The following is a 21,894-nucleotide window of genomic DNA, read 5'->3' as shown; positions in this document are numbered from 1 at the left end:
TCATGCCGTCACCAGTAGATCTTACCCTTCCGCTGCGTCGCTGCAGCACGCGCGTGCGGCGCGTGCGGCGCGCGACGAGGCCATGCGGTGGTGGCGCGCCCGCCGCGAGCTCTCGGACCGGAATTCCCTGACCTGAACATGCCGTTCCGGCCGATAATCGGCTCATGGGAAAGCTTTACGAACGCATAGACGGCCGGCTCCGCAAGTTCATCGAGGAGCAGCCGGTCTTCTTCACCGCGACCGCCCCGCTGTCCGGGGACGGTCACGTCAACCTCTCACCCAAGGGCCGCGCAGGGACCCTCGTCGTCATCGACGAGCAGACCCTCGCCTACCTGGACTTCGGCGGCAGCGGCGCCGAGACCATCGCCCATGTCCGCGAGAACGGCCGGATCACGCTGATGTGGTGCGCGTTCAGCGGCCCGCCGAACATCGTGCGCATCCACGGCGACGGCGAGGCGGTATTCCGCGACGACCCCCGCTGGCGCGAGCTGATCGGGCTGTTCGGGGCGGCCGACGGCCCGTCCGCGCGGGCCGTCATCGTCGTACGGGCCCGCCGGATCGCGGACGTGTGCGGATACGCCGTCCCCTTCATGGAGTACCAGGGTGAGCGCACCCTGCACGCGGAGTACTTCGGCCGCAAGACGGACGAGGAGTTCGGCGAGTACTGCGAGCAGAAGGATTTCATCGGAGTGAGCCTCGACGGCCTGCCTGCGCTGCCCCTGCCCCTTCCGCCCCGTACCGTCTGACATGTGCTGCGTACCGCTCTCGTCACCGGCTCACTGATCGTCACCAGCCTGCTCCCGCAGGGCCCGTACGGGTCCGCGCCGCTGCCCGCCCGTCTCGCCGACACGGGCGGGGGCGGCCAGCTGATCACCGCCGTCGCGCCCGCGCCCGGCTCCACCACGGGGCGGGTGACCTGGTGGGACCGGTGGGCGGGGCACTGGTACGCGGCCGGCAGCGCCGAGGCGCGCTTCGGCGCGAACGGCCTGACCGAGGGCGCGACCCGCACCCAGGGCACGGACACGACGCCCACGGGCCTGTACGACCTCCCGTACGCCTTCGGGACCCGGCGCGCGCCCGCCGGGACGGAATTCCGCTACCGGAAGGTGACGGACCGCTCCTGGTGGTGCCAGGACAACGCCTCGGTCAGCTACAACCGCTGGGTGGAGCCGCTGCCCGCGGACTGCGCGCCGGGCGAGGCGGAGCACCTGGTCGACTACGACAAGCAGTACGCGCACGCGCTGGTCATCGGCTTCAACTACGACCGGCCGGTACACGGCCGGGGCGCGGGCATCTTCCTGCACGTCAACGGCAAGGGGGCGACGGCCGGTTGCGTGTCCGTGCCGGAGCGGGCGATGCGCGCGATCCTGCGCTGGGCCGATCCGCGCCGCCGGCCGCACATCGCGATCGGCACGCAGGAGGGGCCGCTCGCCGTCACCCGCTACTAGGGGGTGTGGTGGCGCGGCCGCTCGGCCAGCAGCAGCACGCCCCGAGGCTATGTCGGCGGCGCCGGGTCAGGCACCGGATTTCCGGCGCCCCCGACGTCCCCGCTCAGCTCTCCTTCTGGGCCAGCCTCAGCAGGTGGTCCGCGAGGGCCTGGCCGCCCGACGGGTCACGGCTGATCAGCATCAGGGTGTCGTCGCCGGCGATCGTGCCGAGGATCTCGCGGAGTTCGGCCTGGTCGATCGCGGAGGCGAGGAACTGGGCCGCACCCGGCGGGGTGCGCAGGACGACGAGGTTCGCGGAGGCCTCCGCCGAGATCAGCAGTTCCCCGGAGAGGCGCCGCATGCGCTCCTCCTTCGCGGACTCGCCGAGCGGGGCCTGCGGGGTGCGGAAACCGCCCTCGCTGGGCACCGCGTAGATCAGCTCGCCTCCGGTGTTGCGGATCTTCACCGCGCCCAGTTCGTCGAGGTCCCGGGAGAGCGTCGCCTGGGTGACGCTCAGCCCGTCGTCGGCGAGCAGCTTGGCCAGCTGGCTCTGGGAGCGGACCGGCTGCCGGTTGAGGATGTCCACGATCCGGCGGTGGCGGGCGGTGCGGGTCTGCGGAACGGAAGGCCCTCCCCCGGACTCCGTCTGGGGCGTGCCCCACTGCTCGTTGTCCTGCGCCTGACTCATCGTCGTCTCATTCCCCGTTGTGTCCGTCCCCGCCGGCTGCGTCGAGGATGCCGGGCAGGGCCTGCACGAACGCGTCCGCCTCGGCCTCGGAGAGTACGTACGGGGGCATGAGCCGTACGACGTCGGGGGCGGGCGCGTTGACCAGGAAGCCGGCATCCTGAGCCGCCTTCTGCACCTGCGGTGCGAGCGGCCCGGTCAGCACGATACCCAGGAGAAGGCCCTCACCACGGACATGGGAGACGAGCGGGTGGCCGTTCCCCTCGCAAAGGCGCTCGATTCCGGAGCGCAGCCGCTCCCCCAGCGCCTTGACCCGGTCGAGCAGGCCCTCGGCGGCGATGGTGTCGATGACGGCGAGACCGGCCGCGCACGCGACGGGGTTCCCGCCGAAGGTGGTGCCGTGCTGGCCCGGCTGGAGCAGGTCCGCCGCGGGCCCGAAAGCGGCCACGGCACCGATCGGCAGGCCCCCGCCCAGACCCTTCGCGAGCGTGACGAGGTCGGGCACGACGCCCTCATGGGCCTGGTGTTCGAACCAGTGGCCGCACCGCCCGATGCCGGTCTGCACCTCGTCCAGGACGAGCAGGGTTCCGGTGGCCCGGGTGATCTCCCGGGCGGCCGTCAGGTATCCGGCCGGCGGCACGACGACGCCATTCTCGCCCTGGATCGGCTCGATGATCACGAGCGCCGTGTCCTCGGTGACGGCGGCCCGCAGGGCCTCGACATCACCGTAGGGGACGTGGGTGACGTCGCCCGGCAGGGGCAGGAAGGGGACCTGCTTCATCGGCTGGCCGGTGAGCGCTAGGGCGCCCATGGTCCGGCCGTGGAAGCCGCCGTCGGTGGCGACCATGCGGGTCCGCCCGGTCAGTCGGCCGATCTTGAACGCGGCCTCGACGGCCTCGGCTCCGGAGTTGCAGAAGAAAATCCGACCGGGGCGGCCGAAGAGCCGGAGCAGCCGCTCGCCGAGCGCGATGACCGGCTCGGAGGCGTAGAGGTTGGAGACGTGGCCGAGGGTGGAGATCTGCCGGGTCACGGCCTCGACGATCGCCGGATGGGCATGGCCGAGGGCGTTGACCGCGATGCCGCCGACGAAATCGGTGTACTGCCTGCCGTCCGCGTCCCAGACCTGGGCGCCCTCGCCGCGTACGAGAGCCAGCGCGGGAGTGCCGTAGTTGTTGGTCAGCGCGCCCTGCCAGCGGGCGCCGTACCGCTGGTTGGCGGTCTCCCGGTCGGCGGTCTCCTCCGCGGCGTTCTCCTGCTTGCCGCTCATGCGGGTTCCCCTCCCTGTGCGTCGGGCACGACCATCGTGCCGATTCCCTCGTCGGTGAAGATCTCCAGAAGGATCGAGTGCGGGACTCGCCCGTCGATCACGCGGGCCGTGCCCACACCGCCGCGGACGGCGTGCAGGCAGCCTTCCATCTTGGGCACCATGCCGCTGGACAGCTCCGGCAGCAGCTTCTCCAGCTCGCTGACCGTGAGGCGGCTGATGACCTCGTCGCTGTTCGGCCAGTCCGCGTACAGGCCCTCGACGTCCGTGAGCACCATCAGCGTCTCGGCGCCCAGCGCGGCTGCGAGCGCCGCGGCCGCCGTGTCGGCGTTGACGTTGTACACGTGGTGGTCGTCGGCGCTGCGCGCGATGGAGGAGATGACCGGGATCCGGCCGTCCGCGAGCAGGGCCTCGATCGCGCCGGTGTCGATGGCGGTGATCTCGCCGACCCGCCCGATGTCGACGAGCTCGCCGTCGATCTCCGGGGTGTGCCGGGTCGCGGTGATGGTGTGGGCGTCCTCGCCGGTCAGGCCGACGGCGAGCGGCCCGTGCTGGTTGAGCAGCCCGACCAGCTCGCGCTGGACGTGGCCCGCCAGGACCATCCGTACGACGTCCATGGCCTCCGGGGTGGTGACGCGCAGGCCGGCCTTGAACTCGCTGACCAGGCCTTCCTTGTCGAGCTGGGCGTTGATCTGCGGGCCGCCGCCGTGCACCACGACCGGCTTGAGGCCGGCCTGGCGCAGGAAGACCACGTCCTGGGCGAAGGCGGCCTTCAGGTCGTCGTCGATCATGGCGTTGCCGCCGAACTTGATGACGACGACCTTGCCGTTGTGGCGGGTGAGCCAGGGCAGGGCCTCGATGAGGATCTGTGCCTTGGGCAGCGCGGTGTGCTTGCGCGCGGTTCCGGTGCCGGGCTGGCCGGCCTTCTCGTCGCTCATGAGGAATAGGCGCTGTTCTCGTGGACGTACTCGGCGGTCAGGTCGTTGCCCCAGATCACGGCGGACTCGCTGCCGTTGGACAGGTCGGCGGTGATGCGGACCTCGTGGTCCTTCATGGAGACCAGGTCGCGGTCCTCGCCGACCGAGCCGTTCTTGCAGACCCAGACGCCGTTGATGGCCACGTTCAGCCGGTCCGGGTCGAAGGCGGCCCGGGTGGTGCCGATGGCGGAGAGCACCCGGCCCCAGTTGGGGTCCTCGCCGTGGATGGCGCACTTGAGCAGGTTGTTCCGGGCGATGGAGCGCCCGACCTCGACCGCGTCGTCCTCGGTGAACGCACCGATGACCTCGATGCGGATCTCCTTGCTGGCGCCCTCGGCGTCCCCGATGAGCTGCCGGGCCAGGTCGGCGCAGACGGTCCGGACGGCCTCGGCGAACGCCTCGTACGCGGGCACCTGGCCGGAGGCTCCGGAGGCGAGCAGCAGCACGGTGTCGTTGGTGGACATGCAGCCGTCGGAGTCGACCCGGTCGAAGGTGGTGCGGGTGGCCGCGCGCAGTGCCTTGTCGAGGGCGGCGCTGTCGACGTCGGCGTCGGTGGTGAGGACGACGAGCATGGTGGCCAGGCCCGGAGCGAGCATGCCCGCGCCCTTGGCCATGCCGCCGACGGTCCAGCCGTCCCCGCCGGACACGGCGGTCTTGTGCACGGTGTCGGTGGTCTTGATGGCGATCGCGGCGGCCTCGCCGCCGTCGGCGGAGAGGGCGGCCACGGCGGTGTCGATGCCCGGCAGCAGCTTGTCCATGGGGAGCGCGACGCCGATCAGCCCGGTGGAGGCGACGGCGATCTCGCCGGCGTTGTGCTCGCCGCCCAGGGCCTCGGCGACCTTCTCGGCGGTGGCGTGGGTGTCCTGGAAGCCCTTGGGGCCGGTGCACGCGTTGGCGCCGCCCGAGTTGAGGACCACCGCGCTGACCGCGCCGCCGCGCAGGACCTGCTCGGACCAGCGCACGGGGGCGGCCTTGACGCGGTTGGAGGTGAAGACGCCCGCCGCGGCCAGCCGCGGACCGTTGTTGACCACGAGGGCCAGGTCCGGGTTGCCGTTGGCCTTGATGCCGGCGGCGATGCCGGCTGCGGTGAACCCCTGTGCTGCCGTGACGCTCACTGTGTCTCCTCGTTCCCTTCTCCGCCCGCACAGCGCGGACCTGCGGCCATCGTCGTCGTCTTCAGCCCGGCGGCTGCGCGTGAATCGCTCACGGTGCAACCCCGACGGCGGAAAGGCCCAGGCCCTCTTCGAGGCCGAGGGCGATGTTCATGCTCTGCACCGCACCGCCGGCGGTGCCCTTGGTGAGGTTGTCGATGGCGCTGATCGCGATGATCCGCTGTGCGGACTCGTCGTACGCGACCTGGATCTGGACGGCGTTGGACCCGTAGACGGACGAGGTCGCCGGCCACTGCCCCTCGGGCAGCACGTGGACGAAGGGCTCGTCCGCGTACGCCTTCTCGTACGCGGCGCGCACCGCGTCGGCGGTGGTGCCGGCGAGGGCCTTGGCGGAGCAGGTGGCCAGGATGCCCCGCGGCATCGGCACGAGGGTCGGCGTGAAGGACACGGAGACCCTCTGCCCGGCGATCGGGCTCAGGTTCTGCACCATCTCGGGGGTGTGCCGGTGCCCGCCGCCCACTCCGTACGGGCTCACGGAGCCCATCACCTCGGAGCCGAGCAGGTGCGGCTTGAGCGCCTTGCCCGCGCCCGAGGTGCCGGTGGCGGCGACGATCACGGCCTCCGGCTCGGCCAGCTGCGCGGCGTAGGCCGGGAACAGGGCGAGGGAGACAGCGGTCGGGAAGCACCCGGGAACCGCGATGCGCTTGGACCCCTCCAGCGCGGCGCGGCCACCGGGCAGCTCGGGAAGCCCGTAGGGCCAGGTGCCCGCGTGCGGGGCTCCGTAGAACGCGTCCCAGTCGGCGGAGTCCTTGAGCCGGTGGTCGGCGCCCATGTCGATGACGAGGACGTCCTCGCCGAGCCGGGCCGCGACGGCGGCGGACTGCCCGTGGGGCAGCGCCAGGAAGACGACATCGTGGCCCGCGAGGACCTCGGGCGTGGTCGCCTCCAGGGTCCGGCCCGCCAGCGGCACGAGGTGCGGCTGGAGGGTCCCGAAGAGCTGTCCGGCGTTGGAGTTCCCGGTCAGTGCGCCGATCTCCACCTCGGGGTGGGACAGCAGCAGGCGCAGGACCTCGCCGCCCGCGTACCCGCTCGCTCCGGCCACCGCTACACGTACCACCATCGGACCCTCCTCCTCGATGGCATGACTATACGTAGCGCCGCACTTTTATGCAAAGCCATGCGTGCCTACGCCGTGCGGGCCTACGCCGTGCGGGCCTACGCCGTGCGGTCCAGCGGGTGGCGGACCCAGACGTTCGGTTCCACGTACACCGCGTAGCCCTGTTCGAGCTCGCAGCGGACCGGGGCCAGGGCTCCGGGGACCCGGACCGGGCCCGTCGCGTCGAAGGGGAGCCCGGTCCAGTCCCGCCACTCCGCGAGGGAGCCGTTGATCGTCATCGACAGCGGGGCCACCGAGTCGATCACGGCACCCGCACGGACGTGGACCCGCAGCCAGGGGTCGTACGGGAGACCGTCCTCACGCGTGCGGTACGCGTACTCCTCGATCGGGGTGTCCGGTTCGGCCGGCTTGCCGCTGGGCCGCACCGGGGCCACCACCTCGGCGAACCCGCGGGCGCGGGCGTTCTCCCGCATCGCGGCCAGCATCAGCGCGGACAGGCCCTCGCCCTGCCGGTCGGTGGCGACTGTGATCTCGATGGCGCTCACCGTGTCGGGGGCGACCCCGAGCCGCAGGTCGGAGAAGGCCCACATGAGGACCTGGTCCCAGCCCCGGGTGGGCAGCACCCCGCCCCGGCCCCGCGCGTGCAGCGCGAAGGGCACGCTGTATCCGCGGGCGACCATCGCGTCGCCGTCCGTGGCGACCAGGACGTAGTCCGCCAGCTCCCGCTGCATCCACGGGTAGAGGAGGCAGGCGAGCGAGTCGTGCCGGGCGAATTCCAGCCAGGGATCCTTCATGTCCCCAAGCCGGTCGGCCAGTTCGGGACGCTGCGCGAGGGTGGTGATCTGTATGCCGTTCATGGCCGCAGGCTAGGGCGGGAAACCGGTGCGGCTCCACCCGTTTAGGCGGGCGCCTGGAGCGACAGGTGCCAGTGGCCCGGCCGGCCCGTCAGAGTGATCGTGGAGAGCGGGCGGACATCGACGTTCCAGTACGTCAGCGGGGCCGCCCTCAGCGCGTACACCAGGGCCGCCCGGACCACCGAGGGCTCCGCCACCGCCACGATCGCGGCCCCGTCGTCGTCCGGCCGGGTGTCCAGCCAGCCGCCGATGCGGGAGATGAAGGCGAGCAGGGATTCACCGCCGTGCGGGGCGCAGCAGGGGTCGGTGAGCCAGAGGTCCACCGCACCCGGCTCGCGCTCCGCCACCTCGGCCAGGGTCAGCCCGCGCCAGCGGCCCATGTCGCAGTCGCGCAGCGCCGGCTGGGCGAGCGGCGCGTACCCGAGGGCCTGCCCGGTGGCCCGGCTGCGCGGGCTGGGCGAGCAGTAGCGCAGCTCTGCGGCGCCCAGGGGGACAAGCCCGCGCGCGGCGGATTCGACCGCGCGCCAGCCCGCCCCGTCCAGCGGGCGGTCGTCGTCGAAGCGCTCGGCGAGCAGCGAGGAACCACGGGCTGCGGCGACGAGCGAAACCCGAACATTCATGCGGCGATGGTGGGCCGCGTGCCGCGCGGGGTCAAGCGTCCGGGGTCAGGCGTCCGGACCGGCGGTGTTGCCGGGCCCGCTGCCCGCTCCGCCGCCCGCCTCGCTTCCCACCGCGCTCCGCAGCCGCCGGACGGCCTCGTTCAGCTCCCCCGCGCCCGAAACCCCGGCGAAGCTGAGCCGTGCGTACGGACCCGGCGGTTCCGCGCAGAAGTACGGGCGGCCCGCCGCGATCGCGACCCCGGCGCGCAGGGCCGCCGCCGTGAAGGCCGCGTCGTCTCCGCCCTCGGCCAGCCGGGCCCACAGCTGGTATCCCCCCGAGGGCAGGTGCGGCAGCGTCAGCCCGGGCAGCTCCCGGCGCAGCGCGCCCGCGAGCACGTCCCGCCGGTGGCGCAGCTCGGCGGCGACGGCCCTCAGGTGGCGCGGCCAGGCGGGCGCGCCGACCAGCTCCAGGGCGGCTTCCTGGAGCGGCCGGGACACGAAGAAGGAATCCACGATCTGGATGGCCCGCAGCCGGTCCAGCACCGGGCCGCGGGCTGCGAGCGCGCCCACCCGCAGGCTGGGCGAGGTCACCTTGGTCAGGGACCGGACGTGCACGACCACCCCGTCGTGATCCTCGGCGGCCAGCGTCGGGGGCAGCGCACCGGCGTCGTCGTGGCCCAGGGCCCGGGCGTAGTCGTCCTCCACCACGAAGGCCCCGGCGGCCCGCGCGATCCGCAGCACCTCGGCCCGCCGCTCGGGAGCCAGCACCGCACCGGTCGGGTTCTGGAACAGCGGCTGGCATACGAACACCCGCGCCCCGGTGGCTTCGAAGGCGGCGGCCAGCAGCTCCGGCCGGACCCCCTCGGCATCCACCGGGACGGGCACCGGCCGGCATCCGGAGGCACGGGCGATGGCCAGCAGCCCGGGGTAGGTCGGGGACTCCACCAGGATCGGCGCCCCGGGCGGGGCCAGCGCCCGCAGGGCGGTGGTCAGTGCGCTCTGCCCGCCCGCGGTGACCAGCACGTCGGCGGCCGCCACTGCCCCGCCGATCTCCCGGGCGAACCAGTCGCGCAGCTCGGGCAGCCCCTCCATGGGCGGCCGGTCCCAGGCTCCGGGGCGCCGCCCGGCGCGGGCCAGCGCGGCGGACAGGGCCCGCTCGGGCTGGAGGGAGGGGTGGAGGTAGCCGCTGTTGAGTCCGATCACCCCGGAGGGCGGTGCGGCCAGGCAGGCCAGCACTCCGGAGGCGTCCACGGAGCGCGGCACCACCTCGGCCGTGCCCTCCGCGCTGAGGGCGACCTCCTGCCAGGAGGTGTCGCCGGGCGCGGGTTCCGCCGTGCGGGGCCGGGCGCGGAACACCCCGGCGCCGGGCCGGGTGACGACCAGCCCTTCGGCGGACAGCTGTGCGAGGGCGCGGGAGACGGTGACGGGGCTGACCCGGTAGCGCTCCACCAGGGCCCGGCTCGACGGGAGCTTTCCACCCACCGAGTAGCGGTTGAGCTCCGACCGCAGGGATTCTGCCAGTTCTGCCACACTGCTACGCTCATACATGACAGCACAGAATAGCGCTACTCACCCCGCCTCGATAGCGGTCGAGCATCCGGCCCCGCGGTCCGGCCGGGGCGCCGAGCGGGGCAGCGCCCCGGTCGGCCGGGGCGGCCTCGGCGGCCGGGCCACCGGCGGCACCACGCTCGCCGCGCTCGGCGTCATCGCCTTCTCGCTGACCTTCCCCGCCACCGCGTGGGGCCTGGAGAGCTTCGGCCCTTGGTCCTTCGTCGCCGTGCGCAGCGTCCTCGCGGCCCTGATCGCGGGCGGCTTCCTGCTGGCCGCCCGCGTGCCGCTGCCCGGCCGCGAGCACTGGGCGGGCCTCGCCGTCGTCGCCGCCGGCGTGGTCGTCGGCTTCCCGCTGCTCACCACCCTGGCGCTGACCACCTCCACCACCTCGCACGCCGCCGTCGTCGTCGGCCTGCTCCCGCTCACCACGGCCGCCGTGTCCGCGCTGCGCACCGGCGCCCGCCCCTCGCACCGGTTCTGGGGCGCGGCCGTCGCCGGAGCCGCCGTCGTACTCGGCTTCACCCTGACCCAGAGCGGCGGCGCCCTCTCGGCCGGGGACGGCTTCCTCTTCGGGGCCCTGCTGGTCTGCGCGGCCGGGTACACCGAGGGCGGGCGTCTGGCCCGCGTACTGCCCGGCTGGCAGGTCATCGGCTGGGCCCTGGTGCTGTGCCTGCCGCTCAGCCTGGCCGGCTCCGCGCTGGGGCTCGCGTACGAGCCGGTGCACCTGACCGGGCACGGGCTGGCCGGTCTGGCCTGGGCGGCCGCCGGCTCCACCTTCCTCGGCCTGTACGTCTGGTACCGAGGCATGGCGGAGATCGGCGCGCCGCGGGCCAGCCAGCTCCAGCTCGCCCAGCCGCTGCTGACCCTGGTCTGGTCGGTGGCGCTGCTCGGCGAGCAGCTCTCCCCCGCCGCCCCGGCCGCCGCCTGCGCGGTCCTGGTCTGCATTGCCGTCACCCAGCGGGCTTAATCCCCACAAACCGCCGTAAAATGCTGTCACCGGATCCAGACCGCCTCCGAGGAGGTCAGTAATGCGCGCGACCGAGGGCGACCAGCTGGTGCAGCACGGCAGGATCGTGGGGCAGCACGACAAGGTCGGTGAAATCACTCAGGTACTCGGCGAGAACGGCACCCCTCCGTACCGGGTCCGTTTCGCGGACGGCCACGAGGCAGTCATGTCCCCGGGCCCCGACTGCGTCGTAAAGCATCCGAAGGAGCCCACCCACTGACTCAACGCGGCGGCACGGCCGTCGGGTAATGGTCGGCAACGACCCTGGCCATCGCTCCATTGGGGTCCGCGACCACCTGCTTCGCCGAGAAGTAGACGTGGCCGCGGACCTCGGGGTATCCGCGGGCGAACGTCAGGTGCCGGGACAGCTCTGCGGGATCGCGCCACGCCGCGGTGGAGCTGGCCGCGTCGCATCGGTACAGCGCCTCGCCCACGTACAGCGCCACGCCGGTGCCGGCGACGGTCCGCGCCCACCACGGCACGATCTTCGCGTAGTCGGCGGTCGGGTGGCCGATGTGCCAGTACGCCTGCGGCACGATGTAGTCGATCCAGCCCTCCTTGACCCACTTGCGGGTGTCCGCGTAGAGGTCGTCGTACGTTTCGACGCCCGCCTGCGTGGGCGAACCCAGCGGGTCCGTCGCACTGTTGCGCCAGACCGCGAAGGGGCTGATGCCGAAGCGTGCGGCCGGGCGGATCACGCTCAGCCGCTCCGACATCTCGCGGACCAGGGTGTCGGTGTTGCCGCGGCGCCAGTCCGCGCGGGAGGCGAAGGCGCCGCCGTGGCGCGCGTACGCGTCGTCGTCGTCGAAGTACTGCCCCTCGGCGGGGTACGGGTAGAAGTAGTCGTCCCAGTGCACGCCGTCCACCTCGTAGCGGGAGACGGCGTCGAGCATGGCCTCCTGCACGAAGGCGCGCACCTCGGGCAGGCCCGGGTTGTAGTACAGCTTGCCGTTGTACGGGACCACCCAGTCGGGGTTGCGCCGGGCTGGATGCTCCGGAACCAGGCGCTCGGGGTCGGTGTGGTTGGCCACCCGGTACGGGTTGAACCAGGCGTGCAGTTCCAGCCCCCGGGCATGCGCTTCGGCCACCGCGGTGCCGAGCGGGTCCCAGCCCGGATCCTCGCCCTGCTCCCCGGTCAGCCACTGCGACCAGGGCTCCCGGGCGCCGGGCCACATCGCGTCGGCGGCCGGCCGGACCTGGAGGATCACGGCGTTCAGGCGGCGGGCGACGGCGGTGTCGAGGAGGCCGGTCAGCTCGTCCCGCTGGCGCTTGGCGCCCAGTCCGCTCTTGGAGGGCCAGTCGACGTTCTCGACGGAGGCGATCCACATCGCGCGGAACTCGGCCGCGCTCTTCCCCCCGCCGCGCCCCCGCCCCGCCTGCGCCGCCCGCGCCGGTCCCGCCGTGCCCGTCGCACCCGTCGCGGCGAGCATCCCGGCGGCCCCCGCCAGCAGCCGCCGCCGCCCGATGTACGTCATGTGACGACTCCGTTCCGTTGAGTGACATTCTCCTGAGTCTGACAGCATGCCCGCCCCGGCCCCCCGGCAAGGTCAAGGGCGGGGGTAACGTCGTGGGGCGTGGCGGGCGCCGGAATGCAGTTACCACTGCGGAGTACGGGGGACCCGCCGACGGATGAGCAGCGAAAGGCACGAAGTGACTGACCTCCCTTCCGACATCACACGAGTCGGCGTAGTGGGCTGTGGCCAGATGGGTGCGGGCATCGCCGAGGTGTGCGCGCGCAGCGGCCTTGAGGTGAAGGTCGCCGAGACCACCGGCGAGGCCCTGGAGATCGGGCGCACCCGGCTGCACAACTCCCTGACGAAGGCCGCCGAACGCGGCAAGATCAGCGAGGAGGAGCGGGACGCCACCCTGGCCCGCCTCACCTTCACCACCGATCTCGGCGAGTTCGCGGACCGCGACCTCGTCATCGAGGCCGTCGTCGAGAACGAGCAGGTCAAGACGGAGATCTTCCAGGTCCTCGACCAGGTGATCACCCGCCCGGACGCGATCCTCGCCTCCAACACCTCCTCGATCCCGCTGGTCAAGCTGGCCGTCACGACGTCGCGGCCCGACCAGGTCATCGGCATCCACTTCTTCAACCCGGCCCCGGTGCAGCAGCTCGTCGAGCTGATCCCGGCGCTGACCACCAGCGAGGAGACCATCAAGCGCGCCGAGGCCCTGGTGGGGAAGGTCCTGGGCAAGCACGCGATCCGCGCCCAGGACCGGTCCGGCTTCGTCGTCAACGCGCTCCTGGTCCCGTACCTGCTGTCGGCGATCCGGATGTTCGAATCCGGCATCGCGAGCCGCGAGGACATCGACAACGGCATGGAGCTGGGCTGCGCCCACCCGATGGGCCCGCTCAAGCTCTCCGACCTGATCGGCCTGGACACGATCGCCTCGATCGCCGACTCGATGTACGCCGAGTACAAGGAACCCCTGTACGCCGCTCCGCCGCTGCTCCAGCGGATGGTCGACGCGGGCCGCCTCGGCCGCAAGACCGGCTCGGGCTTCTACCCGTACGGCTGAACCGCAGCCGGGGGTCAGCCGAGCCGCAGATGGTGCAGGAGCAGCAGCCCGGCCGCCATGTTGGCAGCCGGGACCTCGCCGCGCGCGATCATGTCCGGCACCAGTTTGAGCGGCACCCATTCGCGGCGCGAGGACTCGAAATCGTCCTCGGGGTGGCCGACGTACGTCGCCCCGTCCGCCCAGTAGAGGTGATGGCGGGCGTCGGTCAGCCCGTTGGCCGGCTCGACGGTCATCAGGTGGTGGAGGGGTCCGGGCCGCCAGCCCGACTCCTCCTCCATCTCCCGGGCCGCGGCGTCCGCGATGTCCTCACCGTCCTCGACCACGCCTGCGGGCAGCTCCCAGCCCCAGCTGTCGGTGATGAACCGGTGCCGCCACAGCAGCAGCACCTCGTTGGCCCCGTTGACCGCCGTGGCGACGGCGACCGGCCGCAGCCGGATCACGAAGTGGTCCAGGTGCCGGCCGTCGGGGAGTTCCACGTCGGCGAGATTCACATCGAACCAGCGGTTCTTGTACACGGTCTGCTCACTCAGGTTCGTCCACTGCACGGCAGCGCCACCTTCCGATCGAGTTGGTGGCAACATGGCAGCAGTTCACGCCCTCACAGGGGAACGCGCAGCGCCCCGTCGATGAGCAGCGCCGTCTCCTCCGCGCCGGAACATCCGCTGGTCAGCAGCTGTTCGCGGACCGCCCGCAGCCGGTCGCGCAGCCGGAGCGACTCCATCCCCTTGGCCCGCTCGGCCATCTCGGCGGCCGCAGCCACCGCCCGGTCCGCCTCGCCCTGGCGCAGCTGGATCTCGCACAGCATCGCCAGCCGGTGGACCCGCCCGCGGTCGTGCGCCGGCGTCCCCACCGCGGCGGTCGCCTGCTCGTGGGCGGCGTGGAGATCACCGAGGCTGAGCAGCGCCTCCGCCACCTGTACGTTGACCAGACCGGGCTGTACGTACCCCGTCTCGTCCGGCTCCGTACCGGGCCGGATCCGCTCGGCGGCCGCCTCGGCGTGCCGGATGCAGGTCAACGCGGCGGCGGTGTCCCCGAGTTGGGCGTAAGCCTTGGCCTGCATCGCATACAGGTCGGCGGCCAGGGCCGGGGTGGTGTGCCGGCCCGCGGCGCGCAGCGCGGCCTCGGCGAAGGCGACGGCCTGGCGGTACTCCCGCAGGTGCAGGGACTGGTTGACGATCAACGCGATGACGTAGGCGCCGAGCCCCCGGTCCCCGCTCGCCTTGGCAAGACGCAGCGCCTGGTGGAAGTACCGCTGGGCGAGCCCGTGGGCGTCCGAGTCGTACGCGCAGATCCCGGCCACCGCCACGAGGGACCCGGTCGCCCGGTGCAGCTGGCGGCCGAGCCCGTCGGGGTAGCTCCCGCGCAGCATGGGCGCGGTCTCGCTGCCGAGGAAGCGGACGATCCGGGCCCGGGTGGCCACCCCGCCGGCCCGGCGGTACATCAGCTCGTAGTGCGCCCGCGCAGCCCGGAGGATCTCGATGTGCTCCGGGCCGATCCGGTTCGGCCCGTCGCGGGAGACGTCGGCGTCCTCGGGCGGGTTCTCCCACTCCCAGACCGGGATCACGGCGGGCGTGCCGGTGACGGCCTCGGCGGCGAGCAGCTGGAACCGGCTCTGCTCGTCGGACCGCCACAGGGCGGCGGCCCGGTCGACGAAGCCGCTGAGCGGGGAGCCGTGCGAGGCCACCGGCTGGCCCGGCACGCCGAACCCGACGTCGTCCAGCGACACCGGGCGCCGCAGCCGGCCGCCGAGCACCTCGCAGATCAGGTCCGGCACCTGGCCGCGCGGCCGCTGCCCCTTCAACCACCGGGTGACGGCGGTGTGTTCGTAGCGCAGCGCGAGACCGCGGGACCGGCCCGCCTGGTTCACGTGCGCCGCCAGTCCGGCGTGGGACATGCCCGCCTCGGCGAGGAGGGCGTCGAGCAGGGCATTGGGCTGCATGGGCCCCTCCAAGGGCTCTTCGGTCTCAGGCTAGTGGGTGCACGGTTCACACGGGGTGTGAACCGTGTACGCGCATAAATGCGATACGCACCCTGCCGCAAGGGGCCCTGGGGGCGGTTCACTTAAGAGCCTCGCCAAGAGGCGGCTCGGGTCGTCGGCTCCCCCTCGTACAGTGCGACGACCCGTCACCGCGCCGCCCGTCTGCTGTCTGCCCGACACTCCATGGCAGGCGGGCGGCGCGCTCCGGCTCCGCCGGCGCCCGGTTGGTCGCCGGGCCCGGCAGGGGCTGGGGGCACCTCCCAGCGGTAGCTGGGGGAGGCGGAACGCGCGCCGGGCCCTCCCACCGGGCCCGGTGTGCGGTTCCGGCTCAGGAGCGGTGGCCGCTGCGGTCGCTGCGCAGCACCAGCAGGGCCCCGTCGTCGGCGAGTTGCCCGCCGGTGTGCCGCAGCAGCGCGGCGTGCACGCCCGCGACCGGCCGCGCGGGCGTGTCCGCAGGCCGCTCTGCGAGCACGCTGGCCGGCAACGGGAACGCCGCGCCGCTCGCCGGGCCGGGCCCGAGCCGCCCGTGGGTGGGCAGCTCCCAGGACACCGCGGCGGCGCCCCGTGCGAGGACGCACACCCGGCGTACCCGAGGCATCTCCCCGCGCGTGATCACCGTTTCCGGCCCTCCCTCGGCCGCGACGATTGTGCCGACCGCCCGGATCCGCCGACGGGGGTCACCGGCCTTCCCACCCGAACGGGTGAGGGGCGTACCCGGTTTTCCGGATACGCCCCTCACAGGCCTTGCCGCAAGGCTGCGGCCACGCGCTTACGCGCCGCGCAGCACCGCGCCCGTGCGCTCGGCGGCCAGCGCCACCGCCGCGTCGCGGGCGGCCGTCGACTCCTCGGCGGTCAGCGTGCGGTCGGCCGCACGGAAGCGCAGCGCGTACGCCAGGGACTTCTTGCCCTCGCCGACCTGCTCACCGGTGAACACGTCGAACAGCCGCAGGGACTCCAGCAGCTCGCCGGCGCCCTTGCGCAGCGCGGCCTCCACCGCGGCCGCCGGGACCGAGGCGTCCACGATCAGCGCGACGTCCTGGGTCGCCACCGGGAAGGTGGAGATCCTGGGCGCCTGCAGGGCCTCGCCGCCGGCCGCCGCGAGGCGGTCCAGGTCGAGCTCCATGGCGCTGGTACGGGCCGGCAGGCCCATCGCCTTGACGACGCGCGGGTGCAGCTCACCGGCGTGGCCGATGACCGTCTCCACCCCGTTCAGGGTGACGATCAGCTCGGCGCACCGGCCCGGGTGCCACGGACCGTACTGGCCCTGGCGCACGACGAGCTCCACGCCGGCCTCGGCGGCCAGCGAGCGAGCGGCCTGGACCGCGTCCGCCCAGTCGGCCGGGCGGCCCTTGCCCCACCAGCCGGCCTGCTCGCGCGCACCGGCCAGCACGACCGCGGCGTACCGCGGCTGAGCCGGCAGGGCGGCGTTCAGCGTGGCGATCTCCTCGGCCGTGGGACGCCGGTCGACGGGCAGCCGGACGGCGACGCCCGGCTGCGGGCCGGCCCGGAAGACCGAACCCGTCTCGAAGAGGGCGAGGTCGTGGCTGCCCCGGCTGTCGTTGCGGCGCAGCGCGCCCAGCAGGCCCGGCAGCAGCGTGGTGCGCAGCGCCGGCTCCTCGTCGGAGAGCGGGTTGACCAGCTTGACGACCTGGCGGGCGGCGTCGTGCGCGGGCAGCTGGAGCTGGTCGAAGACGCCCTCGCCCACGAACGGGTAGCTGAGCGCCTCGACGTAGCCCGCGCCGGCCAGCGCGCGGCCGACCCGGCGGTGCAGCTGCTGCCGGGCGGTCAGACCGCGGCCGGAGGGCAGCTGGGGCAGGGTCGACGGCAGGTTGCCGTAGCCCTCCAGCCGGATGACCTCTTCGGCGAGGTCGTTGGGCTCGGCGAGGTCGGGCCGCCACGACGGGACGGTCACGACGAGCTCGTCCTGGCCGTAGACGTCGCAGCCGACCTCCTGGAGGCGGCGGACGACGGTCTCGCGCCCGTAGTCCATGCCCGCGACCCGGTCCGGGTGGTCCGCGCCCATCGCGATGGTGCGCGGGGCGCCCGGGGCGGCGAGCTCGGTGACGCCGGCCTCGGCGGTGCCGCCCGCGAGCAGCACGAGCAGGTCGACGGTCCGCTGCGCGGCCGCGGAGGCGGCCTGCGGGTCGACGCCCCGTTCGAAGCGCTTGGAGGACTCGGAGGCGAGCTTGTGGCGGCGGGCGCTGCGCGAGATCGTCAGGGCGTCGAAGTGCGCGGCCTCGATCACGACGTCCGTGGTGCCCGAGACGATGCCGGTCTCGGGGTCGGTCACGGAGTCGGCGATCTCGGTGTTGGCACCGCCCATGACACCGGCGAGGCCGATCGGCCCCCTGTTGTCGGTGATCACCAGGTCCTCGGCGTCGAGCGTGCGCTTGACCCCGTCGAGGGTGGTGAACTTCTCGCCCTGCTCGGCCCGGCGCACGCCGATGGCGCCGTCCAGGCGGGTGCGGTCGTACGCGTGCAGCGGCTGGCCGAGTTCGAGCATCACGTAGTTGGTGACGTCGACGGCGAGCGAGATCGGGCGCATGCCGGCCTTCTGCAGGCGCCGCGTGAGCCAGATCGGGGACTTCGCCTCGGGGTCGAGGCCGGTCACCGTACGGGCGGTGAAGCGGTCGCAGCCGGCCGGGTCGTCGATCTTGACCAGGTAGCCGTACGAGTTCGGCGCGGGCACGTCGAGCAGCGCCGGGTCGCGCAGCGGCAGGCCGTACGCGGTGGCCGTCTCGCGGGCCACGCCGCGCATCGACAGGCAGTAGCCGCGGTCCGGGGTGACGGCGATGTCGAGTACCTCGTCGACGAGCTGGAGGAGCTCGATCGCGTCGGAGCCGACCTCGTGCTCCGGGGGGAGCACGATGATGCCGTGGGTGCCGTCGTCGCCCATGCCGAGCTCTTCGCCCGAGCAGATCATGCCGTGCGAGGTCCGGCCGTACGTCTTGCGCGAGGCGATCGCGAAGTCGCCGGGCAGCACCGCGCCGGGGAGGACCACGACGACCTTGTCGCCGACGGAGAAGTTCCGGGCGCCGCAGACGATCTCCTGCGGTTCGCCGGTTCCGTTGGCCTGGCCGACGTCGACCGTGCAGAAACGGATCGGCTTGCGGAAGCCCTCAAGCTCCTCGATGGTCAGCACCTGGCCGACGACCAGAGGGCCCTTGAGGCCCGCGCCGAGCTGCTCGACGGTCTCGACCTCAAGACCGGCGTCGATGAGCTTGGCCTGTACGTCACGACCGGTTTCGCCGGCAGGCAGGTCGACGTACTCCCGCAGCCAAGAAAGCGGGACCCGCATCAGATCTCCATCCCGAACGGCCGGGTGAACCGGACGTCACCCTCGACCATGTCTCGCATGTCTTCGACGTTGTGGCGGAACATCAGCATCCGCTCGATGCCGAACCCGAAGGCGAACCCGCTGTACTTCTCGGGGTCCACACCGCAGGCGACGAGCACCTTGGGGTTGACCATTCCGCAGCCGCCGAGCTCGATCCAGCCCTCGCTGGAGCAGGTGCGGCACGGGCGGTCGGGGTTGCCCACCGACTCGCCGCGGCACACGTAGCACTGCATGTCCATCTCGGCGGACGGCTCGGTGAACGGGAAGAAGTTCGGGCGCAGGCGGGTGGTCATGTCCTTGCCGAAGAGCGCCTGGACCATGTGGTCCAGGGTGCCCTTGAGGTCGGCCATGGTCAGGCCCTCGTCGACGGCGAGCAGCTCGACCTGGTGGAAGACCGGGGTGTGCGTCGCGTCGAGCTCGTCGGTGCGGAACACCCGGCCCGGGCACACCACGTAGACGGGCGGTTCCCGGTCGAGCAGGGAGCGCGCCTGCACCGGGGAGGTGTGGGTGCGCAGCACGACGCCGGACTCGTCGCCCTCGGTGCCTTCCGGCCCCCGGACGAAGAAGGTGTCCTGCATCTGGCGCGCCGGGTGGTCGGGCGTGAAGTTGAGGGCGTCGAAGTTGAACCACTCCGCCTCGACCTCGGGGCCCTCGGCCACCTCGTAGCCCATGGCCGTGAAGATGTCCGCGATGCGGTCCATCAGCGTGGTCAGGGGGTGCCGGGCACCGGCGGGGACGCGGTCGTAGGGCAGCGTGACGTCCACCGCCTCCTCGACCAGCACCCGCTCGTCGCGCTCGGCTTCGAGCTCGACCGTGCGGGCCCCGAAGGCCTTGTTCACGGCGCCGCGGGCCTGGCCCACGCGCTTGCCCGCCTCGGCCTTGGCCTGGGGCGGCAGGGCGCCGATCTCGCGGTTGGCGAGCGCCAGGGGCGAGCGGTCGCCCATGTGCGCGGTCTTCGCCTCGCGCAGCGCGTCGAGGTCGCCGGCGGCCGCGAAGGCGGCGAGCGCCTCGTCCCGCATGCGCTCGATCTCTTCCGGTTTCAGTGCCTCGACCTCGACAGGGTCGTACGACTTGTTCGGTGCCGACATCTCTTCCCGTACTTCCGATGGCTGGCTGGTGGGTACCCGCGACTCGATCGACCGATTCGGACAAGGACCCAAAGGTGCCAAAGGACGAGTCTAAAGGTCGCTGGGGGTGAAGGAGCCCGTGGGCCGCCTGGCGAGACGCTCCGCAGCTACTGCGTGAGGTAGGCCGGGGCGCCCACGGGCAGGATAAATCGGAACTCGGCGCCGCCGCCGGGGCCGCGGCCGACCGTGATGGTGCCGCCGTGGGCCTCCACGATGCCCTTGACGATGTACAGGCCCAGGCCGGTGCCGCCGCGCTTGCTGCCCCGCCAGAAGCGGGTGAAGACGCGGCCCATCGACTCCTCGGGGATCCCGGGGCCCTCATCGGTCACGGTGACGGCGGTTCCCTTCTCGGTCTTGCCCGCGGCATTGGTCAGGCTGGTCGGCGATACGTCGATGGTGACCGTTCCCTCGCCGTGCCGCACCGCATTTTCGAGGAGGTTGCCGAGGATCTGGTCGATCTTGTCCGGATCGGCCCACAGATCGGGGAGCGACCGGCTGACCCGTACGAGGAACCGGTCGGGTGCCTGGCCGTTCGCGGTGAGCGCCTGGACGTGGCGGCCCACGGCGGTGGCGATGTCCACCGGCTGGCGGCGCACCTCCAGGCGGCCCGAGTCGATGCGGGAGATGTCGAGGAGCTCGGCGATCAGCCGGGTGACGCGGTTGGCGTCGGCGTCGACGGTCTCCAGCATGAGCCGCTTCTGGTCGTCGGTGAACCGCTCCCACTTGGCGAGCAGGGTCGCGGTGAACCCCTTGACGGAGGTCAGCGGCGAACGCAGCTCGTGCGCGACGGTGGCGATCAGCTCGGCGTGGCTGCGCTCCGTGCGGCGGCGGGCCTCGGTACCGCGCAGGGTGACGACGAGGCGGCTCAGCGGGCCGGTGGGGTGTGTGCGCACGTACCGGGCGGAGACCAGCACCTCGCGCCCGCCCGGCAGCAGGAGATTGCGCTCGGGCTGGCCGCGCCGGGTGGCGAGGCCCCCGTACGGGTCGGTCAGCGCCCACCAGCGGCGGCCGTCGAGGTCCTCCAGCGGCAGCGCGCGCTCGATGCGTGCGCCGAGCGCCTCGCCGGGGGCGATCGCGGTGATCCGCGCGGCGGCGGAGTTGAAGCAGATGACCCGGCCGGTGTGGTCGGCGACGACGAGCCCGTCGGGAAGGTCGTCGGGGTGGATCCCGGCCGTGGTGAACCCGGTGAGGTCGCAGGGCTCGGGTGCGGCCGGTCCGGAGCGGCCCGTGCCCTGCGGGGGCACGGCCGCCAGGGACGGCGTTCCGGACGCCTTCACGGCCCCTGGCGAGCTGTTCGTACCGACGGTCATGTCCCCGTACCCCACATCTCCGGGTAGCGCAGTGGGCCCCCCGGGCCGCCACATTACTAGCTGGGGGTCACGGAGCGGCACCCTCCGGGAGCCCGCTGTGCACGCGCGGACGCGTAGAGGCACACCGCGGCGGCCGTGGCGAGGTTCAGGCTCTCGGCCTTGCCGTGGATCGGGACGCGTACGACGGCGTCCGCGAGCGCCCGGGTCTCCTCGGGCAGGCCCCACGCCTCGTTGCCGAAGACCCAGGCCGAGGGGCCGCCCATGGTGCCCGCGTCGAGCTCGGCGTCCAGGTCGTCCTCGCCGGCCCCGTCGGCGGCGAGGATCCGCACGCCGGCCGCCCGCAGCCCCTCGACGGCCTGCTCCACGGGGACTCCGACCGCCACGGGAAGGTGGAAGAGGGAGCCCACGGAGGCCCGTACGGACTTCGGGTTGTACAGGTCGACGGATGCGTCGGTCAGCACGACCGCGTCCGCTCCGGCGGCGTCCGCGCAGCGCAGCACCGTGCCGGCGTTCCCGGGGTCGCGGACGTGGGCGAGGACGGCGACGAGCTTGGGCCCGGCCTTGAGGATCTCCTCGAAGGGCGAGTCGAGGAAGTGGCAGACGCCGACGAGCCCCTGCGGCGTGACGGTCTGCGAGACCTCGGCGAGCACCTCGTCGGAGGCGTAGTGGACGCGCGCGCCCGCGGCCAGCGCGGCATCGATGATCCCGGTGTGGCGCTCGGCGGCCTCGACGGTCGCGAACAGCTCGATCAGGGTCGACGCGCCCCCGGCGCCGCGGTGCTCGACGGCCTCACGGACGGCCTGCGGGCCCTCGGCGATGAACCGGCGCTCCTTGGTGCGGAAGTTGCGCCGCGCCAGTCGCCTGGCGGCGGCCACCCGCGGGGATCGGGGGGAGATCAGCTCGGCGGGGGCGGGGGTACCCATGGGCGGTCGGCTCGCTTCCGTACGTACTGCGGGTCGAAACAGGTGGATCGGCTACAACGCACCGGACCCGCAGGCACAGGGCCTGCGGGTCCGGGCTGAAGCCT

General features: G+C 73.0%; 21 protein-coding genes. 5 read left to right on the top strand and 16 right to left on the bottom strand.

Annotated elements, in window-relative coordinates:
• The first annotated feature begins 164 nt into the window (after positions 1-164).
• Both ABTY04_RS19470 and ABTY04_RS19465 read left to right on the top strand, forming a co-directional pair.
• Positions 165-746 (top strand): pyridoxamine 5'-phosphate oxidase family protein, encoded by a 582-nt coding sequence (locus ABTY04_RS19470; protein ID WP_352214573.1) that lies wholly within the window; start codon positions 165-167, stop codon positions 744-746.
• A gap of 6 nt (positions 747-752) precedes the next feature.
• A complete protein-coding gene (locus ABTY04_RS19465) occupies positions 753-1,448 on the top strand; it encodes a L,D-transpeptidase family protein (protein ID WP_502996674.1) in 696 nt (231 codons plus the stop codon).
• A gap of 103 nt (positions 1,449-1,551) precedes the next feature.
• Here the strand turns inward: ABTY04_RS19465 and ABTY04_RS19460 are convergent, their stop codons facing one another.
• The 8 genes from ABTY04_RS19460 to ABTY04_RS19425 all read right to left on the bottom strand — a co-directional run bounded on the left by ABTY04_RS19460 (position 1,552) and on the right by ABTY04_RS19425 (position 9,583).
• Complete coding sequence (locus ABTY04_RS19460) at positions 1,552-2,115, bottom strand: arginine repressor (protein ID WP_352214572.1); 564 nt, start codon at positions 2,113-2,115, stop codon at positions 1,552-1,554.
• A 7-nt stretch (positions 2,116-2,122) separates the two neighbouring features.
• Positions 2,123-3,379 (bottom strand): acetylornithine transaminase, encoded by a 1,257-nt coding sequence (locus tag ABTY04_RS19455; protein WP_352214571.1) that lies wholly within the window; start codon positions 3,377-3,379, stop codon positions 2,123-2,125.
• Positions 3,376-4,314 (bottom strand): acetylglutamate kinase, encoded by a 939-nt coding sequence (argB, locus tag ABTY04_RS19450; RefSeq protein ID WP_352214570.1) that lies wholly within the window; start codon positions 4,312-4,314, stop codon positions 3,376-3,378. The genes ABTY04_RS19455 and argB overlap by 4 nt, the downstream gene beginning before the upstream one ends.
• Positions 4,311-5,468: a bifunctional glutamate N-acetyltransferase/amino-acid acetyltransferase ArgJ gene (argJ, locus tag ABTY04_RS19445; protein WP_352214569.1), complete on the bottom strand. Its 1,158-nt coding sequence runs from the start codon at positions 5,466-5,468 to the stop codon at positions 4,311-4,313. The genes argB and argJ overlap by 4 nt, the downstream gene beginning before the upstream one ends.
• 88 nt (positions 5,469-5,556) lie before the next feature.
• Positions 5,557-6,585 (bottom strand): N-acetyl-gamma-glutamyl-phosphate reductase, encoded by a 1,029-nt coding sequence (argC, locus tag ABTY04_RS19440; RefSeq protein WP_352214568.1) that lies wholly within the window; start codon positions 6,583-6,585, stop codon positions 5,557-5,559.
• 95 nt (positions 6,586-6,680) lie between these two features.
• Positions 6,681-7,439, bottom strand: coding sequence for an N-acetyltransferase (locus tag ABTY04_RS19435; protein WP_352214567.1), 759 nt, complete (start codon positions 7,437-7,439; stop codon positions 6,681-6,683).
• A 41-nt stretch (positions 7,440-7,480) separates the two neighbouring features.
• Positions 7,481-8,056: a histidine phosphatase family protein gene (locus tag ABTY04_RS19430; protein ID WP_352214566.1), complete on the bottom strand. Its 576-nt coding sequence runs from the start codon at positions 8,054-8,056 to the stop codon at positions 7,481-7,483.
• A gap of 45 nt (positions 8,057-8,101) precedes the next feature.
• Positions 8,102-9,583: an aminotransferase-like domain-containing protein gene (locus ABTY04_RS19425; protein ID WP_352214565.1), complete on the bottom strand. Its 1,482-nt coding sequence runs from the start codon at positions 9,581-9,583 to the stop codon at positions 8,102-8,104.
• Here ABTY04_RS19425 and ABTY04_RS19420 point away from each other — a divergent pair.
• Positions 9,582-10,553 (top strand): DMT family transporter, encoded by a 972-nt coding sequence (locus ABTY04_RS19420; RefSeq protein ID WP_352214564.1) that lies wholly within the window; start codon positions 9,582-9,584, stop codon positions 10,551-10,553. The two genes, ABTY04_RS19425 and ABTY04_RS19420, sit on opposite strands and share 2 nt — an antisense overlap.
• Before the next feature lie 61 nt (positions 10,554-10,614).
• Entirely contained in the window at positions 10,615-10,812 is a 198-nt protein-coding gene (locus ABTY04_RS19415; protein WP_352214563.1) for a DUF1918 domain-containing protein, read from the top strand.
• A 1-nt stretch (position 10,813) separates the two neighbouring features.
• Here ABTY04_RS19415 and ABTY04_RS19410 read toward each other — a convergent pair whose 3' ends face one another.
• Entirely contained in the window at positions 10,814-12,067 is a 1,254-nt protein-coding gene (locus ABTY04_RS19410; RefSeq protein ID WP_352214562.1) for a glycoside hydrolase family 10-like protein, read from the bottom strand.
• A gap of 154 nt (positions 12,068-12,221) precedes the next feature.
• Between ABTY04_RS19410 and ABTY04_RS19405 the strand changes: the two genes are divergently transcribed.
• Positions 12,222-13,115, top strand: a complete 894-nt coding sequence (locus ABTY04_RS19405) for a 3-hydroxybutyryl-CoA dehydrogenase (RefSeq protein WP_063789474.1) — start codon at positions 12,222-12,224, stop codon at positions 13,113-13,115.
• Between the two features lie 14 nt (positions 13,116-13,129).
• On the opposite strand, the gene ABTY04_RS19400 is transcribed toward ABTY04_RS19405, so the two are convergent.
• From ABTY04_RS19400 to ABTY04_RS19370, 7 genes are all read right to left on the bottom strand, one after another.
• On the bottom strand, positions 13,130-13,660 hold the full coding sequence (locus ABTY04_RS19400; RefSeq protein ID WP_352214561.1) for an NUDIX hydrolase: 531 nt from the start codon (positions 13,658-13,660) through the stop codon (positions 13,130-13,132).
• Between the two features lie 53 nt (positions 13,661-13,713).
• Entirely contained in the window at positions 13,714-15,054 is a 1,341-nt protein-coding gene (locus ABTY04_RS19395; RefSeq protein ID WP_352214560.1) for an NsdA family TPR-like regulatory protein, read from the bottom strand.
• A gap of 367 nt (positions 15,055-15,421) precedes the next feature.
• Positions 15,422-15,709, bottom strand: coding sequence for a hypothetical protein (locus ABTY04_RS19390; RefSeq protein WP_352214559.1), 288 nt, complete (start codon positions 15,707-15,709; stop codon positions 15,422-15,424).
• Positions 15,710-15,862: 153 nt separating this feature from the next.
• Positions 15,863-18,391 carry a phenylalanine--tRNA ligase subunit beta gene (pheT, locus tag ABTY04_RS19385; protein WP_352214558.1) on the bottom strand — a complete coding sequence of 843 codons (2,529 nt, stop codon included), beginning with the start codon at positions 18,389-18,391 and terminating at the stop codon, positions 15,863-15,865.
• The gene (gene pheS / locus ABTY04_RS19380) at positions 18,391-19,518 is read right to left on the bottom strand and encodes a phenylalanine--tRNA ligase subunit alpha (protein ID WP_352214557.1); all 1,128 of its coding nucleotides are present in this window, start codon (positions 19,516-19,518) and stop codon (positions 18,391-18,393) included. The genes pheT and pheS overlap by 1 nt, the downstream gene beginning before the upstream one ends.
• A 146-nt stretch (positions 19,519-19,664) precedes the next feature.
• A complete protein-coding gene (locus ABTY04_RS19375) occupies positions 19,665-20,867 on the bottom strand; it encodes a sensor histidine kinase (protein ID WP_352214556.1) in 1,203 nt (400 codons plus the stop codon).
• 56 nt (positions 20,868-20,923) lie between these two features.
• Positions 20,924-21,790: a TrmH family RNA methyltransferase gene (locus ABTY04_RS19370; RefSeq protein ID WP_352214555.1), complete on the bottom strand. Its 867-nt coding sequence runs from the start codon at positions 21,788-21,790 to the stop codon at positions 20,924-20,926.
• Positions 21,791-21,894: the final 104 nt, after the last annotated feature.

This window comes from Streptomyces sp. NPDC097981 (assembly GCF_040302565.1).
GTDB lineage: Bacteria > Actinomycetota > Actinomycetes > Streptomycetales > Streptomycetaceae > Streptomyces.
Note: the sequence above shows the minus strand (reverse complement) of the source record. Positions and strands in the feature narration are given on the sequence as shown.